The organism is Leptospira neocaledonica (genome assembly GCF_002812205.1).
GTDB classification, from domain to species: domain Bacteria; phylum Spirochaetota; class Leptospiria; order Leptospirales; family Leptospiraceae; genus Leptospira_B; species Leptospira_B neocaledonica.
In genome coordinates this window covers 236,698-254,755 of sequence record NZ_NPEA01000006.1, presented here as the reverse complement: position 1 = coordinate 254,755, position 18,058 = coordinate 236,698, and the positions used below count along the sequence as shown (strand labels likewise).

The 18,058-nt window shown below is 41.5% G+C and carries 11 protein-coding genes; 7 read left to right on the top strand and 4 right to left on the bottom strand.

Annotated features, from left to right (window positions below; all coding sequences use genetic code 11):
* The first annotated feature begins 90 nt into the window (after positions 1-90).
* The 3 genes from CH365_RS12425 to CH365_RS12415 all read left to right on the top strand — a co-directional run bounded on the left by CH365_RS12425 (position 91) and on the right by CH365_RS12415 (position 4,027).
* Positions 91-2,223, top strand: coding sequence for an NHL repeat-containing protein (locus tag CH365_RS12425; protein ID WP_244283170.1), 2,133 nt, complete (start codon positions 91-93; stop codon positions 2,221-2,223).
* Between the two features lie 141 nt (positions 2,224-2,364).
* Positions 2,365-2,682, top strand: a complete 318-nt coding sequence (locus CH365_RS12420) for a hypothetical protein (RefSeq protein ID WP_100768995.1) — start codon at positions 2,365-2,367, stop codon at positions 2,680-2,682.
* A gap of 70 nt (positions 2,683-2,752) precedes the next feature.
* On the top strand, positions 2,753-4,027 hold the full coding sequence (locus tag CH365_RS12415; protein ID WP_100768880.1) for a hypothetical protein: 1,275 nt from the start codon (positions 2,753-2,755) through the stop codon (positions 4,025-4,027).
* A 15-nt stretch (positions 4,028-4,042) separates the two neighbouring features.
* Here the strand turns inward: CH365_RS12415 and mdtD are convergent, their stop codons facing one another.
* Positions 4,043-5,452: a multidrug transporter subunit MdtD gene (mdtD, locus tag CH365_RS12410; RefSeq protein WP_100768879.1), complete on the bottom strand. Its 1,410-nt coding sequence runs from the start codon at positions 5,450-5,452 to the stop codon at positions 4,043-4,045.
* A gap of 232 nt (positions 5,453-5,684) precedes the next feature.
* On the opposite strand from mdtD, the gene gltB reads away from it, so the two are divergent.
* The 4 genes from gltB to mdoH all read left to right on the top strand — a co-directional run bounded on the left by gltB (position 5,685) and on the right by mdoH (position 14,491).
* Entirely contained in the window at positions 5,685-10,172 is a 4,488-nt protein-coding gene (gene gltB, locus CH365_RS12405; RefSeq protein ID WP_100768878.1) for a glutamate synthase large subunit, read from the top strand.
* A 146-nt stretch (positions 10,173-10,318) separates the two neighbouring features.
* Positions 10,319-11,923, top strand: a complete 1,605-nt coding sequence (locus CH365_RS12400) for an OpgD/OpgG family glucan biosynthesis protein (RefSeq protein ID WP_100768877.1) — start codon at positions 10,319-10,321, stop codon at positions 11,921-11,923.
* Positions 11,910-12,320: a hypothetical protein gene (locus CH365_RS12395; protein ID WP_100768876.1), complete on the top strand. Its 411-nt coding sequence runs from the start codon at positions 11,910-11,912 to the stop codon at positions 12,318-12,320. Before CH365_RS12400 ends, CH365_RS12395 begins: the two co-directional genes overlap by 14 nt.
* A complete protein-coding gene (mdoH, locus tag CH365_RS12390) occupies positions 12,317-14,491 on the top strand; it encodes a glucans biosynthesis glucosyltransferase MdoH (RefSeq protein ID WP_100768875.1) in 2,175 nt (724 codons plus the stop codon). Before CH365_RS12395 ends, mdoH begins: the two co-directional genes overlap by 4 nt.
* A gap of 120 nt (positions 14,492-14,611) precedes the next feature.
* Here mdoH and cfa read toward each other — a convergent pair whose 3' ends face one another.
* From cfa to CH365_RS12370, 3 genes are all read right to left on the bottom strand, one after another.
* Positions 14,612-15,730 carry a cyclopropane fatty acyl phospholipid synthase gene (gene cfa / locus CH365_RS12385; RefSeq protein ID WP_100768874.1) on the bottom strand — a complete coding sequence of 373 codons (1,119 nt, stop codon included), beginning with the start codon at positions 15,728-15,730 and terminating at the stop codon, positions 14,612-14,614.
* A 131-nt stretch (positions 15,731-15,861) separates the two neighbouring features.
* On the bottom strand, positions 15,862-16,977 hold the full coding sequence (locus CH365_RS12380; protein WP_100768873.1) for a glycosyltransferase family protein: 1,116 nt from the start codon (positions 16,975-16,977) through the stop codon (positions 15,862-15,864).
* A 552-nt stretch (positions 16,978-17,529) separates the two neighbouring features.
* Complete coding sequence (locus CH365_RS12370; RefSeq protein WP_100768871.1) at positions 17,530-17,853, bottom strand: TRL domain-containing protein; 324 nt, start codon at positions 17,851-17,853, stop codon at positions 17,530-17,532.
* Positions 17,854-18,058 lie beyond the last annotated feature (205 nt).

The following is an 18,058-nucleotide window of genomic DNA, read 5'->3' as shown; positions in this document are numbered from 1 at the left end:
AAGCGTTTGTTCCCCGATTTGTGTCGTTCATTCCGAGCGGTTATGGGAATTTTTTAAAAAACTCGGAAAAATTCCCAACGGATTAGGCTATTGGAAAAAACGTTAGATGGGAACTTGATGAATCTATTAAATAGAAAAATACGTTTTATAAAGATCTTACCGGTGCTCGGGATCTTTTTTATTTCTGTAACGGGATGTTCCTCCGAGGGAGGAGGTTTAGATCCTGTGTCCGCGCTTCTTGCGGCAATTTCTCCTTCTTCTCCTCCCGGGGAAGAAGTCCCACCTCCAGGAGAAGCGGGAACTCCCGCTTGGGTAAGCGCGTCTGACGCGGCGTTCAGTGATAAGGTGGAAATTCGTTGGGAAGCGGTTCCTGCTCAAGAATATAAAGTGTTTAGAAAATCAGTATTCGAATCTTCTTTCCAACAGATTGGTTCAGTAACCGATCCTGTTTTTATGGATTCAGTTTCCAATTCCCAAAGTTTATTTCAGTATGCCATTCAAGTTGTGGATCTTGAGGGTAAAATTTCTCCCATCAGTCTTTTTGATACAGGAACAGTCGGTTTCAATACCTCTTGTTCTGCAAAGTTAAATACACTTGGAGGAGGAACATCTCTTTATTCTAGGTTTAAGAATGGTTTTCCGGGAACTGCGATTTCGGTTTCTTCTTGGGGAAATTCGGTACTAGTTGCAAGCGGTACGAATGTTTATCTATTGAGTGTGAATGGAGATATGATCGGTGTTTGGACGGGTATCTCTCCTAAAGCAATGGTTGTGGATGCTTCTAATCGTATTTTTGCTTTGGCAGGAATGAAAGTATTCGAACTAAATTCAGATTGTTCTCAAACAAGTTTGATCGATCTTCCTGCGGATTCCGAGCCTAAAGATCTTGCCTTGGATACTTCCGGAAATTTGTATATAAGCGAAGCAAATTTTGATACAGGTACAGATCGTATTTTCAAATATTCTTCTTCGGGAAATTTACTCAAGACTTGGGATTTACCTGGGACATTTAGGGAACCTTATGCAATCTATATACATCCTTCCGACGATAGTCTGTTAGTTGCAGATAATTCTTCTTTTAATTTGTACCAATACGATATAAGCGGAGATACTCCGAATCAAATCGCATTCAAGCAGATTACCGTAGGCCAGATCATCGATATGACTATGAGTGGAAATCAGATCTTAGTTGCGATTCAGCAAAATACTTTTCCCGATAACGGACCTTATTTGGTGAGATTCCATAGCGGAATGGCCGGAGGTTCTGTAACCATGAAGATTAACCCTGCTGGCCGTTCTACCATCCAAAGTATCGCAACAGATAATCGTAATGGAAATGTTTTTGCTGTAGATACGGAAAGATCTTCTATACTCTCTTGCGCTTCTCCTATCTTTTCGAATTGTTCTCCTAGTTTAGTTGGGATTTCTCCTTTGAGAATCGTTCGTGATGATAAAAAGAACTTTTACATTCTTCACGCAACAAAACAGATCACTAAGCTGAATCCGAATGGGGCTCATATTTCCAGTTTTGTTTTACCTTCTTTCCAAGGATCTTCCGTTCAAGGTTCCGATATGGAGATCGATGGGGACTTCTTGTATATTTCGGGAAGAAATTCTTCTGATGCAAAAGTTTTAGTAAAAGTCAAGACGGATTTTACCGGAGTTACAATTCGAACGTTGCCTGCGAATTCGTTTGTTCCTTTTACGAATATTGCCGTGACCGGCGGAAAAGTATTTAGTGATTTTGTGGATTTTGGAGAAGAAGATATGTTTACTTATTTAAATTTCTCTTCTGTTAATGGAGGAGGGGAAGGGAATTATTTAGATAATTCTTATAGAGAATCCTTCATCATGAATACCATTGATTTGGAAACGGACTTTGCCGGAAATTTTTATCATATGTTAATAGGAATGGGGGATAGTGATATTCATACTTCTATTTCGAAATTCAATTCTAATACTTTAGAATGGAGTAATCTGATCCAATCCACTACTACTCCGTTTCAGCAGATCACAACCGATAAATCCGGAAATTTATATACCTTAGAAGGAACTGTGAATAACGGATTTAAGGTGTTTAAAAGAGATGGGAATTTTACCGAGTTGAATCAGATTTCTATACCTACAAATCAAATCTCCACTGGAGCATTTTATGTTTCCGACACGGGCGATTCTTCTTTCCTTGCAACCCCTTGGAGTTTGCATAAGATTATGTTACCTTGAAATGGGTTGGCTCTATCGGTAGGATCTAAATTTTCCAAAAGTAAAAAAATTCTATCGCCCGAATTTGAGATCTGGGGGTGGAAAATCCGATACTTTGGTTATAGAAAGTCTGGAAAGATTTTCGAAACAAAGGGCCTCGGTATGGAATTTCTGGAACCAAAAGACCTGACGGAGAATAAATCCTACCGGATCCGTCTAACCGTAGCCATCTACAGAAATAATATTTTATCCTATAAAAATGATATCGTAGTTCCTTCCGTTTATATTAGAAGAAACGAAGCGAGAGCTCATATCCGTAAAGAAGTGACAGAACGCCTGTCGCATTCTTCTTTTTTCCGCTCTCCTCGCCCGGATTATGATCTGGTTCGTTATTCTGAAGAAGCCACTTGTAATACATTCCTGAGATACAGGATCATCAGCGGAAGCCCCAGCGAAGAAACTTTACCTAAGACTGTTTAAGAAGGATTCGTAACTTAATTGTCTTGAATTCCGGTCTAGGGTCGTAAAAACTTGACTGCGAATCCGGATTATGGCAGGCCCAGACAGAAAGGTCATCGAAAAAAATTCCCATGGAGAATACGTTCTAACGGCGTACGGGGAATTTTTAAGTTATTTCCATACTCATATACAACTTTTCGGGACCTTGATCTCGGCTAAAAAAATTCCCGCCAAAGAGCAAGAAGCTCTTAAAGCAAAGTTACGCTCTTATATCTCAAGCAACGTTCAAAAGACGGATCATTTTTTCGATCAACTTCCTCAGTTCGCTCAGTTTCTTGGAATGGGTTCCCAAGAACTTTCTTCGTACATGAATCGGAACTTCTTGGGAGCTTTGAATAAGGTAAAAACCAAACTCATCGAACAAGAATCCGTTGCAGAACAAACTCCTCGTAAGAAAAAATATTCTAAAATTTCGGAAGAGATCTTAGAAGGACTCGGATTTACGTTTCCGGCAGGTCATAGATTCGAAGCGGAAGAGGGAATGATCTATCTGGTCGAGATCTCTACCGGCAAAAAAAGAGAAGCAGCTGCTTTGGGAGAAGTCGCAAGAGAAACTGCTGCAGCGGGTGCGGCCGCAAGACCCATTCCTGTTCCGGTTCGTAAAGGACCTGAAACTCCAATCCTAGAAGAAATATTAAAAAAATATGGTGAATTATTCTCCGGCAAACCTTTGGTCATGAAGGTGGAAGAATTGGAGGACGACGATTCTCCAGTTCAGATGGGAGAAGATATTCTTTCCGATGTAGAAGATCTCCATTTCGACGGGGACTTTGGAGGAGATTCTCCTAGTTTCTCCGAGCCTCCTGTAAGCATTCCATTTTCCAAATATATGGATCAGGTTGGAAAGGTTAGAGTATTCCAAAAAGCAGGACAACTGGAAGAATACAAACGTTGGGTCGCCTCTCTACCTGTAGAAGAAAATGCACTCGTCCAATTACAAACTTCTCTTTTAAAAGAATCTAGAGGAGAAGTTGTCGAATGGGATGGAACACTCGGTCAGTTAGGTGCTCGTACCGGTCTTTCTGAATCCAGACTTAGAAAGGTCCTAGAACTAGGACGTGATTTTTTCCGTATCCGAAACCAATTAGAAGCTTCTTGGAATAAGGCAAGAACTGCGAGCCCAGCTGTAGCGGAACTTGTAAAAAAAGCTTGGCCTCATATTTTGAGGGTTATGGATGAATATCCTGATTTCACTCAGATCAAAGGAAAAATGGACCAACTTCTTTCTAGAATTCCAGATGCCAGCCAAAGAAAGATCTTAACAGATCTTTTCTTGAACCCGGTCCTTTCTATCCGTAGAAATTAAAATAAGTTTTGATCTTCAATCTAATACTGAGTCTTTTAATACTGCGCTTCTTCCGTCTTCATTTTTGATCTGCCAGAAAATAAAACTGGAAGAAAGTGTGATTACACCCATACAAGCAAATGTGCTTCTAAATGCCCAAAGCATACTCTCCGTATCTTGACCGAATAAATCTCTGAATGCATCCAAAGCGCCTGCCGCACAGGCAACTCCCATTCCCATGGCTAACATCTGCACCATGGAAAGCATCGTATTTCCACTACTTGTAAATTCTCCGTTTAGGTCTTTTAATGTAAGAGTATTCATTGCTGTGAATTGGAAAGAGTTGAACGCACCAAAACAGAATAATTGAAAGGAAAAGATCCACCAAATTTCGGAAGAGTTTAGCCAGAAAAAACTACTCATACTAAGACCGATCAACAATGTATTGGTTACTAAAACTTTTCTATAACCTAATTTATAAATTAATAATGGAGCAAATCTTTTGATCCCTATTCCTGCGATTGCCATAGGTAAAAGCATTAAGCCCGCTTTAAAAGGAGAATATCCCATATTCACTTGTAAGAATAATGGGACTAAAAACGGCATACTGGAACTTCCCAACCTAGAGAACAAGTTTCCCAAAAGACCGATGCTTAAGGTAGGAATAGAAAAAATTCGGGGTGAAAAGAGTGGTTTAGAACTTCTGGCCGCATGGATCCAATAAGCAGCGATACTTGCGAGTCCGAATATGGTAAGGAGAATAACTCCCGCCTTTTGCAAGCCAAGACTAGAGCCTGCGTCCAAGGCTAAAGAAAAAGTAACCATACCGAAAGCCAAAAGAAGGTAACCTTTCAGATCGAATGCGGAAGAATTTGGAAGTGGATTTCCCTTCATATAAATAGAAGATGCAATGATCCCTGCGACACCAACCGGAAGATTGATCAAAAAGATCCAATGCCAGGAAGCAGTTTCTACTAACCACCCTCCTAAAACAGGACCTACTAATGGACCGATCAAACCCGGAACTGCCACAAAACTGATCGCTTGTAAAAATTGGTCCTGAGGAATCGAACGAAGAAGTGCAAGACGTCCCACTGGAAGCAAAAGTGCTCCTCCAACACCTTGCAAAATCCTAGAGAGAACAAGCTGGGTAAGGTTCTGGGAAAGGGCACAGAATAGAGAACCTAAAGCGAATAAGGACAAGGCTCCGATAAAAACCTGGCGTATTCCGAATTTGTCTGCAATCCAACCGGAAGCGGGAATGATCATCGCCATGGTAAGAAGATAGGCAACGACCACCGATTGCATTCTCAGAGGACTTGCGTCTAAATTTTTTGCGATCGCAGGCAGAGCAGTGTTAACGATCGTCCCGTCCAGAGTCTGCATAAAAAAGCCGCAGGCAACAAGCCAAAGTAAAGCTTTGGATCCTTTAGATTCTTCTGTCATAGGAACTTAGACGGACAAAGCGGATATAAGCCGTATATATGCGATTTGGTCGTAGATTCCTTTAAAAAGATCGTTTTCAAACTAGGCACTCGTAAATTTACTGGTCTAAGAATCGGACATTTGCTACAAAATTCAGCCAAACATCGCGTGGGTGGGGGTTTCCTCTGTCCGTGGACCAAGGCAAGAGCAGTGTCCCGGATTCTATATCAACCCTAAAGAGGAACCTTAGCGGATGTTAAACCTTGACGAACAGTTGCGGATCCAAAAGTACTTGGAGGAAAACGGTCTATATGACAAGTCCTTCGAGCGCGATAACTGCGGAGTAGGCTTCGTCGCTTCTTATAAGGGCGAGTCCAATCACCGAGTTGTATCCATGGGTTTGAAGGCGGTCGCATGCCTTACCCACCGGGGAGCCGTAGATGCAGATATGCAAACCGGAGACGGCGCCGGGATCATGATCCGTATTCCTAAAAAACTGTTTGCGAAGTACATCGAGGAGATGGGCCATAGACGCCCTGACGAAGATTCTATCGGTGTGGGGATGGTGTTCCTACCGCGCGAGGACATAGACAAACAAGATGTTTGCAGAAGCCTCATTGAATCAGCACTTATGCAATTTAACTTCAAGCTGTATGCTTGGAGATATGTTCCCGTAAATCCTGAGGTTTTAGGGCCTAAGGCAAATGCTTCTCGTCCTCAGATCGAACAAGTATTGATCGGAAAGCCGGATGGGATGTCAAACGAGGATTTCGAGACTAAATTATTCCTGATCCAAAAGAAAGTGATGAGAGATGCTCTGAAACTTTCCATGAGCGAGGACTTCTATATTTGTTCCTTCTCTTCTGAAAGGATCACTTTTAAAGGATTATTTAATGGAAACCAGGTCTCTCAATTTTATGAGGATCTAAAAAGTGAGGAGATGGTTTCTCCTTATTGTATCTTTCACCAAAGATATTCGACGAACACATTCCCAAGCTGGGCATTGGCTCAGCCTTTCCGTATTCTTGCTCATAACGGAGAGATCAATACGATCGTAGGAAATAGAATTTGGATGCTCGCAAGAGAAGAAGAACTCGCCTGCGAAAAATGGGGAGATTTCCAAAAAGAAATCCATCCGATCATTCGACCTCATTTATCCGACTCCGCAAGTTTGGACAACGCGATGGAAGCGATCGTACGTTCCGGTAAGGACGTTCTTCATGCTAAAGCGATGTTGATCCCGAACGCTTGGAGTAAGAACGTTCAGATGTCCGAAGGACTGAAATCATTCTACGAATACAATAACACTCTAACTGAACCATGGGACGGACCTGCTGCACTTGCTTTTGCAGAAGGTGACTGGGTCGGAGGAAGTTTAGACAGAAACGGACTTCGTCCTGCAAGATATGTTGTGACCGAAGACGGACTAGTCGTAATGGGTTCCGAAACTGGTTTAGTTCATATCGACGAAGAGATCATCACCAAAAAAGGAAGATTGGGTCCTGGCGATATGCTTGCGATCAATCTGAAAGAAGGGAAGATCTACTTCAACGAGGACGTCAACGCTCTATTCGAGAAAAAATACGATTATAGAGAATGGTCCAAAGAGAATGTAGAATACCTGGACCAAACCATTGACGAGTCTATCGCTAAAACCGTAACTTATAGCGGAGACGATCTGAGAAGAAGACAGATCCTATTTGCATATTCTCCGTACAAACAAAAAGCGGTGATCAAACCTCAAGCGATCGCAGGTAAAGAAGCAATCGGTTCCATGGGAGATGATACTCCTTTGTCTATCTTGATGCTTTCTCGGATTGGATTATATACTTACTTCCGCCAAAGATTTGCGCAAGTTACGAACCCACCGATCGACTATCTAAGGGAGAAGGGAGTAACTTCTCTTTATACTCGTCTTGTTAAGAAGACAAATCTTTTCGCAGACGAAAAACCTCAGAACTGTCTTGTACTTTCTCATCCGTACCTGACCAATCTTGGATTACAAAGGATCAGGGAGAAGGACGGAAAACAATACAAAGTAGTTACCTTAGACGCGACATTTGAAGCTCATCATGAGCCTGATGCAGCCAGAAATTATCTGGAACTTGCGTTAGATCAGTTGCTTGCGGATGCGGTAAAAGCTGCAGAATCGGAAGTAAATATCCTGATTCTTTCCGACAAAAAACTGAACAAAGATCGTGCTCCTATTCCTATGGAGTTGGCGGTGGCGGCAGTTCATAACCACTTGATCCGCAATAAAAAACGTGCAGCGACTAGCATTCTTGTAGAAACAGGATCTGCATTCGAAATCCATAATGTGGCCGTTCTACTTGGATATGGGGCTTCCGGTGTGAATAGTTACCTGATCTGGGACACTCTTCATGACCTATGGTCCAAAGGAGATTTCGATCTTGAAGACGGAACTCGTCCTTCTTTCGCTACTCTTTGTACTAATTACCGTGCAGGGGTGGATGACGGACTTCTGAAGATCATGTCCAAGATGGGAATTTCCATCATGTCTTCCTATGTGGGTGGACAGGTATTCGAGGCGATTGGACTTTCTAGAACTCTGATATCTAAATACTTCCCGGGAACTTATTCCAGAATTTCAGGAATTGGAATCGGTGGTATCGAGCAGAATATTCTACGCAACCACGACTCCGCATTTAACAAAGAGATTAATCCGGAAGACTTTATCTCCGAGAAGGACGACCAACCTCATAGATGGTCTCCTAAAGTAGTAAAATTCATCCGCAAAGCTGCGGTGGATAATGACTACGAAGCATTCTTAGAAGCTTCTAAACTGATGGAAGAAAGTGATCCGATCAATATCCGAGATCTATTTGATTTCGTGGATCGTGCATCTGTTCCAATTGAAGAAGTAGAAACTGTTTCGGAGATCCAAAAACGTTTCTTAACTCCGGGTATGAGCCACGGTGCTCTTTCTATCGAAGCGCACACTGACCTTGCGATCGCAATGAATCGTTTAGGTGCAAAGTCTTCCTCCGGAGAAGGTGGAGAAAGTCCATCTCGTTACGTTGTGGATTCAAAAGGTGATTTGGCGAATTCTTCTATCAAACAAGTAGCTTCCGGAAGATTCGGAGTAACTTCTGAATATCTGAACTCTGCAAAAGAATTGGAGATTAAGATCGCTCAGGGAGCAAAACCTGGAGAAGGTGGACAACTTCCCGGTAAGAAGAATAACGAGGAGATCGCGACGAATCGTCACACTCCTCAGGGAATCGATCTGATCTCTCCTCCTCCTCACCACGATATTTATTCTATCGAGGACTTGTCTCAGTTGATCTACGACTTGAAACAAGCAAACCATACTGCTCAAGTATCAGTTAAACTGGTATCCGAGGCGGGAGTGGGAACGATCGCCGCAGGTGTTGCAAAAGCAAACGCCGATGTGATCCTGATCTCAGGGCATGTGGGAGGAACCGGAGCGGCTTCTCTTACTTCTATCAAACATGCGGGATCTCCTTGGGAGCTTGGACTTTCCGAAACACATCAAGTTTTAGTAATGAATGGTCTGCGTGATAGAGTGGTTCTCCGTACCGACGGTGGTATCGTTTCCGGAAGGGACGTGATCATCGCTGCATGTTTAGGTGCAGAAGAATACGGAATCGGGACTGCTTCTCTCGTGGCATTAGGTTGTATCATGGCGAGAAAATGCCATTTGAACAACTGTCCTACAGGAATTGCTACTCAAGATCCTAAGTTTAGAGCGAAGTATAAAGGATCTCCTGATCAAGTCGCAAATTTGATGACTCTTCTCGCCATGGAAGTGAGAGAACGTTTGGCACAACTTGGTTTCCGCTCTATGGACGAGATCATCGGAAGAACTGACCTTCTGAAACAGATTACACGTTATGAGCAAGACCGTTTGGATTCTTTGGACTTGAATCCGATCCTTGTTCGTCTTCCTCTTCTTTACGACCCTAAGAAGAAAAAAGATAGATTCGTAAGAAGAGAATCCGTCGGAGAAGTTCTGGATGATCGTATCCTGAAAGATGCTGAACCTGCGTTAGAAGGAAAAACTTCCATGTCTCTTTCTTATTCTGTGAAGAATACGAACAGAACTGTGGGAGCAAAAGTTTCCGGAATTATCGCACGCAAATATGGATCCAAAGGTCTCCCTGGAAAACTGGAAATTATTCTCGAAGGAACTGCAGGCCAGTCCTTAGGAGCATGGCTCGTGAAAGGAGTGCAAATCACTCTTCACGGGGATGCAAACGACTATGTTGGAAAAGGACTCTGCGGTGGAACCATCGTGATCCGCAAACATAGACGTTCCAAACTGAAAGCATATGAGAACGTGATCATCGGTAATACCTGTCTTTACGGTGCTACTTCCGGAAAACTTTTTAGTTCCGGTAGAGCAGGCGAAAGATTCGGAGTAAGAAACTCAGGAGCAGACGCAGTAGTAGGCGGAGCAGGGGACCACTTCTTAGAATACATGACTAGTGGAACTATCGTTTGTTTGGGAACAGTCGGTAAGAACATGGGTGCCGGTATGACCGGAGGAAAAGCTTACTTCTTCCAAAAAGACTGGGAATTAGAACCTTTAATCAATAAAGAATACGTGAAAATCGTGGATCTTGAAAACGAAGATTACGATATCATAAAGTCTTTGATTACTGAACACACTAAGTTGACCGGATCTGAACTTTCAGAAGAGATCCTGAAGGCTTGGGAAGATTCTAAAAAATATTTCGTGAAAGTTACTCCTAAATAAAGTAAGTTTTTCGGATTTAAGTCTCGCTATCAAGGGCAAGGTTGTAATGAGTTCGACGTGAATTCGGACTTAAAAGACCTTGCCCTCTTTATGTACGGATGATAGACTGGTTTTAGCTTTCGTCTTGCTGAAAGGAAAGATACGAATTGTTACGACTGCATATAATTCTAGCTTTTGTGGCAACAGCCTTGCTCTTTGCTGTCGCAGATAGGCAGCAAAGACGGGATAGAGAAGAACCTGATTTCTCTTCTTCTCCCTTACTGAGTGTGATGGAGGGAGATATTTCCGACCAGAATACTCATCCTACCTTCAAGTTTTCATTCTCGGATCTCAAAGTAAGAGCTAGGGCCTTATCTAAATTACGTTACATTCCACCTAAACATTCCACTACGGATTTTTTGAAAGGTCTACCCTGGAACCAATATAAGAACATATTTTTTCGTCCTGAAAAATCTGTATGGAAAAAGGAAGGAAACCCTTTCCAGTTACAGTTTTTGCATCCAGGACATTTATATAATACTAATGTAAGAGTTTTTGAAGTACGGGGGGACTTTGCGAGGGAGATCCCGTATGATCCTTCTTCCTTTGATCTATCCAAATTAAAGGGTGTGGGCGAGCTTCCGCCTAATTTAGGTTATTCGGGATTTAAGATCCATTTCCCGATCAATACTCAAGAGCATACGGATGAGTTTGCAGTTTTCCAAGGTGCAAGTTATTATAGGATCATTTCTAAAAAACAATGGTACGGGCTTTCCGCTCGGGGAATTGCAGTCAATACCGGTATGCCTTATCCGGAAGACTTTCCTTCTTTTAGAGAATTTTACGTAGTCAAGCCGGACAAGACGGACTCTACGATTACTGTTTATGCTTTATTAGATGGAAGAACTGCCACAGGGGCTTACGAATTCCAGATCACTCCGGGAAAAGTTTCTGCAGTAAAAGTAAATGCGGAGGTAACTCTTCGGACCAAGGTGGACAGGCTTGGGATTGCTCCATTAACAAGTATGTATTGGTATAGCGAGACTAGAGGAATTCCTAAAGGACAGGCGTATCCGGAGTCTCACGATTCAGATGGACTACTCATTCATTCTGGAAAAGGAGAATGGATTTGGAGGCCGTTAGATAATCCGAAAAAAAGCACAACGTATTCTTTCTCCGATGAAAATCCAAGAGGTTTCGGACTGATCCAAAGGGATCGAGAATTTCAGAATTACCAACATAGCGAGATGAAATACCAACTCAGACCGAGTGCCTGGGTGGAGCCTGAAATCCCTTTTGGGAAAGGAACAGTTCATCTTCTTGAAAATCCGACCATTCAGGATTCGGACGATAATATGGGAGCCTATTGGATGCCGGAACCTATTCCTCAGCCAGGGACTCCATTCGATTTTTCTTATACAGTTCGTTGGCCGGATACAGATCCGCTTCCCGACTCTATGGCAAAGGTTGTAGCTACCCGGATCGGAGATGTGCAGGGAGATCCTGATCTGAAAATGTTCTATGTGGATTTTAAAAGTTCTAATTTAAGTTCTTTGGATCCATTCGCGTATATTCAGGCGAAAATAGATACTGGAGAAAATGCGGAATTATCCGAATATTCAGTTCAAAAGATAGAAGAAACGGGAGTGTGGAGACTTACCTTTGGGGTGTATCCTAAAAATAAATTTAGACCCTCCGATCTGAGGGCTGCATTAAGTAGAAACCAAGAAATCATTTCTGAAACCTGGAATTTCGTACTTGAGCCGAACTAAGAAAAAACAGGAAGACTTGGAGAACCTTAGTCTTTCAGAAAGTCTTCATCTTTCCAAAGAATGGGAACGCCTTGAACTTTATTTGAGAGGAATGGGGATAGAAGATAGTTTAGAGATCCATAATACTCTTTCTAAGGTTTTCGAAAAATCCAAATCCTCTGACATAAATATATTCGAAATTTTTAAGGAAGAAACTTCTGTAAAACTTCATCGTGAATGGGAGAGTAGCCTTCCTCCTTTGGAGCCGGGTTCTATGGTTCCAAGACCTATCGATTTTGGTCCACTCGCGGATCTGGCTTCTCCCTCCGCGGAAAAACCAGAGCCAGTTGCATTGGTTCTTACTGCATTATTCTGGGCCGCAGTTTATATTTCTTTAGCTTTTTGGTATTTCTCATGAATGCGGAAACATTTCCCACAGGTATTACTGAGCCGGAAGGTATCTTAAAGGAAGCATTCGATTCTAGAAAATTTACGTATAGAAGGTTAGGATTCGTAGGGGTTCTGGGACTTCTCTCTTTGTTCGGAATCTATTTAGAATATCGTTTTCTTCTAATAAACGGGATTTCTCCTTTGGAATGGGCGACTTTACTCTTATTCTGCTTCTTATTTCCTTTATTAGCTTTCGGGGCCACTACTGCAATTTTTGGAACGATCCAAAGAATTAGAGGAGGAGATCCTACACGTATCTCCGGTTTGATTGCAGGACAAAAAATTAGCCCTAAGGAACTCCCGCCAACCGCAGTAGTTATTCCAATTCATTGCGAAGATGTAGCTCGAGTTTCGGCCGGTTTGGAATCCATGATGAAGTCCGCGGCTTCAGTCGGTTTGGGAGAGAACTTAGACTTCTTCTTATTATCGGATACAACGGATCCTGATATTTGGCTACAAGAGGAGAAGGCATTCTCCAAACTTTCCAGAAAACCCGAAACGAAGGGAAGAGTATATTACAGAAAAAGAAGGATCAACCTAAACAAAAAATCGGGAAACATCGCCGATTTCTGTAGGAGATGGGGAAGACGTTATAGATATATGATCGTCTTGGACGCGGATAGTTTGGTGACCGGTGAATGTATGCTGAATCTGATCCACCTTATGGAAGCAGTCCCTAACGCAGGTATTATACAAACAGTTCCTAAGATCATCCGAGGCAAAAGTTTATTTCAAAGGCTTGCACAATTCGGGACCTGGCTCGGCAATCCTATCTTCGGAGCAGGCTCTTATTATTGGCAGGTGTTTTCCGGACCTTTCTGGGGTCATAATGCGATCGTAAGATTAAAACCTTTTATGGAACATTGCGGACTTCCTGGTTTGCCTGGAGAAGGTGCCATAGGAGGAAAGATTCTTTCTCATGATACGGTAGAAGCAGCCTTAATTAGAAAAGCTGGATATACAGTTTGGTTTGCATACGACCTAGAAGGTTCTTATGAAGAATGTCCTCCCAATCTTCTGGAAAGTTTAAAAAGGGACAATCGTTGGTGCCAGGGGAATTTGCAACATTTTTGGTTTTTATTCGTGGGGGGCTTGCGGATCTCGAGTAGGATCCATATTCTATTAGGTATCCTGTCTTACGGAAGCTCACTTCTTTGGGCATTATTACTTGTTGCGACTAGTTTTACAGTGATGGCGGATACGGATTATTACCGTTTGGCATCTATTCCGGAAGAATGGGCGCAATTCCAAGAGAGTATGTATCTTCCTGTATTCTACGGATTACAGATTTATACTATTCTAATATTATTTATGCCTAGGATACTTTCCTTCTTGGACGGTTTGTTTTTTCGCAGGAAAGAAAGTGGGATTGGATTTTTCTCATTTATAATTTCTTTTTTTGTAGAATTTATCCAGTCGGTCATCTTGGCCCCGGCTTATATGGTCCAATACACCAGATTCCTTTGGATGACTTTCTGGAATAGAAAGATAGAATGGGGGCCTCAAAACAGGGACTCTTCTCAAGGAATAGATAGAATGGCTGCTGCTCGAGCCTTACTTCCTCAAGCTTTTTATGGCACAGGAATTTCTATCTGGTTATTTGTATATTATCCTGTACTTTTTTATTGGTTATTGCCGATTACAGGCGGTTGGCTTCTTTCTTATTTCTGGGGAGTATGGACCTCTTCTTCTAAACAAGGAGAGCTTTGGGCAAAAAGAGGCTTTCTCTTAACACCCGAAGAAACCAGAAAGAATGTTCTTTTGTCAGATACTGAAACTTTGGAAAAAGAATATTCTAAGTTCTTGGAAGGAATGGAATCAGGAAGAGGAATTTTTCTATCCGTTGTGGATCCCCTTCTATTTCGTTTTCATATTTCTCGTTTGAGAACCAGAAAAAAAGAATCGGACGCGCGTAAAAGATATATGAACGCTCTGGTTTCTAACTGGAAAGAATACGGTCCAGATTCTTTAAATCCTAAGGAGATGAATCGACTCCTTTGGGATAAGCGTACATTGAACGACCTTCATTTCTGGTTTTGGGAAACGGATCTTTCTAAAACTCATCCTTGGTGGAAAGAAAGATTTTTAGAATACCAAACCAGGATACGCAAAGAACAGATCGTCTCCTGGTTCAGGTAGCTCAGGCACGGAGATTGGAAGAGGCACTGAGTGTTTTCACACAGAGACGCGGAGTCTTAGAGTAAATTAAAGTTTGCGATGTTGGAGTTCCTACATCGCATATTTACTACTATGCTGCGATTATCTAACAGCCTGATATACTTCTTCTCTATCTCCTTTCGAAAATACGAACTGCCAGAGTTGTATTTTCCGAGAACGGAACGCACCCGCGCAACTTAAAAGATAAAATTCCCACATACGTCTGAATCTTTCTCCGTATTTTTCCTGGATTTGGCTCCATCCATTTTCGAAATTATGATACCAAGCCATGAGAGTTTTATCATAGTCGGGACCGAAATTGTGAAGATCTTCCAAGACAAAAAGGTTTTCGCTTGCCTTTGTGATCTGGGCCGCGGATGGGAGATGTGAATTCGGAAAGATATATTTTTCGATCCACCGATCAGTCACTTTATGAGAGTCGTTAGAGCCGATTGTATGAAGTAAAAATAATCCCTTCTCCTTTAGAGATTTATAAACTATTTCCATATAGGTCCTGTAATTTTTATAACCCACATGTTCCATTTGCCCTACGGAAAGGACAGAATCGAAATTGTCTTTTACATCCCGATAGTCCATTAATTCGTATTTAACTTTTAGGTTTTTGGACCTTTCTTCCGCGAGAGACAGTTGTTCTTTGGAAACGCTAATACCGAGTACTTCCGCTCCGTATTCTTTGGCTGCATGTCTGGCAAGTCCTCCCCAGCCACATCCTATATCTAAAACTTTCATACCTGGTTGGAGATCCAGCTTTCTACAGATCAGGTCCATTTTATTTTTTTGAGCCTGATCTAGGGAGCCGGCATTCTTCCAGTAAGCGCAGGAATAAACCATTTCCTTGTCTAACATCAACTCGAATAGGTCATTTCCGAGATCATAATGTCTTTCTCCGATCACAAACGCTCTTCTTTTGGATTGGCGATTTAATATTATGGATTCTAAATATAGAAATAGATTTCCCCAAGTTTTGGCGGCCTTTTCTATACCTTTATCTAATAATCTTCGGACTGTTTCATCGAACCTTCCGCATTCGAACCAGCCGTTCATATAAGCTTCTCCTAAGCCTAGAGAACCGTTACTGAATATTTTTTCGAATAATCTATCATCCTTAACTTTAATATCCCAATCAGCATTTCCTCCGAAACTGACTCCGGCCTTTGCAAATAATTCTTCTACCTTACCGCGGACTCTTTCCTTCCACATGACGCCCTCCAAACAATCGCAGTCGCGGCTTAAAATACTCGATTTTTTAAAGGAAGAAAAGTAAAAAAGTGAAAGGAAGACATTAGACTGTATTCTATTCTGCCAAACGCTTGTTAGCTGGACGATGTAACTTATTTGATAAATTCTAAGATAGAATCTTGGATCTCTTTGATAGCATCCCTTTGGAATCTTGGATCAGTGATAACGTTAGAAGTCATTGCGCTCTTGGACGCTTCTTCCCAGCGGAAAGAGAACAGGTCATTATGGGAAATATAAGAGGATTTGTACTGAGACTGTAACGCTTCTACCAAATATTTATATTCTGGAAAGTTACCTCTGTCGGTATAAAGGATGGGAGTCCCTGAAAAATATGACTCGCTTAAGATCCCATAACCTGGTTTGGTCAATACGAAGTCGCTTGCTCTGAGTAGGTCGGGATAATGACAGTTAGGAATTGTCACAATTCCTAGATTATTTTTGGCCTCTATCTTCCATTCTATTCCACCAATTACGATCCTTCTTTTGGACGGGTCCCATTCTTTCCAATCAAAATGAAAAGAGTCGATCCCATATGCTCCAAAGGAAAATAGATAATACTCTATACCTTCTTCGAAACCGTAATATTTTCTAGCTTCTTCTTTAGTTAGGTTCGGTTTACGTCCTAATAATCCGATGTTTTTGGTTACACGGATCGAAGTGACAGGGCAAGAGAGTGGAAGGACAAGACCTAAATCGCAGAGTGCATATTCCTTTTTTAATTCTTCGGAGTATATTCTGAATATTGTAGATTCATAATAGGAATAAATATAATCCCAAGTGAAATTTCCTAAAAATAAAGAAGGTATCTTAAGATCGGACGCGATCAAAAAAGGAAAAGAAGAAGAATCTGACCAAATAATATCAGGGCTTTCTTTTTTGAGATATTCAGTTTCTGATTGTAAGAGGGATTCTTTGTTCTTCTTAAATTCTAAAATTTCAGATTCCGTCGAGTCAAGATCCATTCCGAGAGAATCTTTTTGGACGATGCCCACATCCGATTTTGTTTTTCTGAATCGGATTCTATTTCTGACTTTCCCCCAAATACCGGAAACATCCAGGGATGATGCAAATTCTTCCCCTCTGGGAGAATGAACGGTTGCAGTCCATTCAGGATTTTGAATTAAAATTTGGAGGATTGCTTCTAGGCTACGGCTGATATGACCGAAACCGTGACCGCTCACAAACGCAGAAATATGGATCTTTTTCATTAACGAGTCTGTCGAAGCACCTAGGCTAAAAAAAACTTTGAAAAAAGAAGTAAGAAAAAATTTCGAAATACAAGATACTACTTATCAGGTAATCCTCGAAATACAATCTCATACGAAAAATACAAAATAGTAAATTGAAAGTAATTAATCGTAATATCGGTTATCTTTGCCTTCTCAACGAATCTCTCGCCATCACCCGATAAACAAGCCAGTGGCAACGCCCAGACTACACATCTCGTCGAGTATTTATATATTAGTGTATTGCTTATAGCAGATTCTGAATATATTGGAAAACTCACGTCTGCGTATAGTAGTGGAATCGTTCTCTTCTGAAACGTTCTTAGTGGAATGTTATTATCGCTATCCGACTCCGAGTTATCATTCGCGTTAAAATTAATATGGTACCCTCTTAACTGATCAGCGGGAGGGGGGACCGGAGCCGCGAGGCTAAGAAAAGAATACAAAGAAAACCCGGCCATATTCGTCTGAGAATCATTTGCGAATAGCTCATTGGAAAATATCATTAGAGCTAACCCAGCCAATAATAACTGCTTAAGGATTCTTTGCTTCATCGGATCCGACGATTATAATTTTTGTTCTACTATAAAAGAAAGAAATGTTAAAAAATTCATATTCAATATTCGTAACGAACTTGATTCCCTTCTTTTGTGCGATGCTGCTGACAGAAATATCACCAAAACAGGCCAAGGCTAATATACAATGAGCAGAAGATTCAGCGGTCTGTGTTCCTAATTTTACCGGGAATGTCTTGTACGGAGCGCGAAAATCATTGTATATTAACGCACCTCCGCCGCCCGGTGGAACTGCAGCGCAGCTAGCGCAAACCAAAAGTATTGTTAAAAATAAAAATCTCATCTGTTTACTTCCTAATTTTTTACTAAAATTTCAAAAATTGAATCTATTCATTCCTTTGACGACGTGCATTCTAAAAAGAATAGATTAGTTGCCGCCTTTATATCTTCTGGATTTCCAGTAGATTTACTTTCACCGGCTATCGCTAGCAAAGCACATTCTGCTGCGGACATTTTTTTATCACTACAATTAATGCATGTTGAGCAAT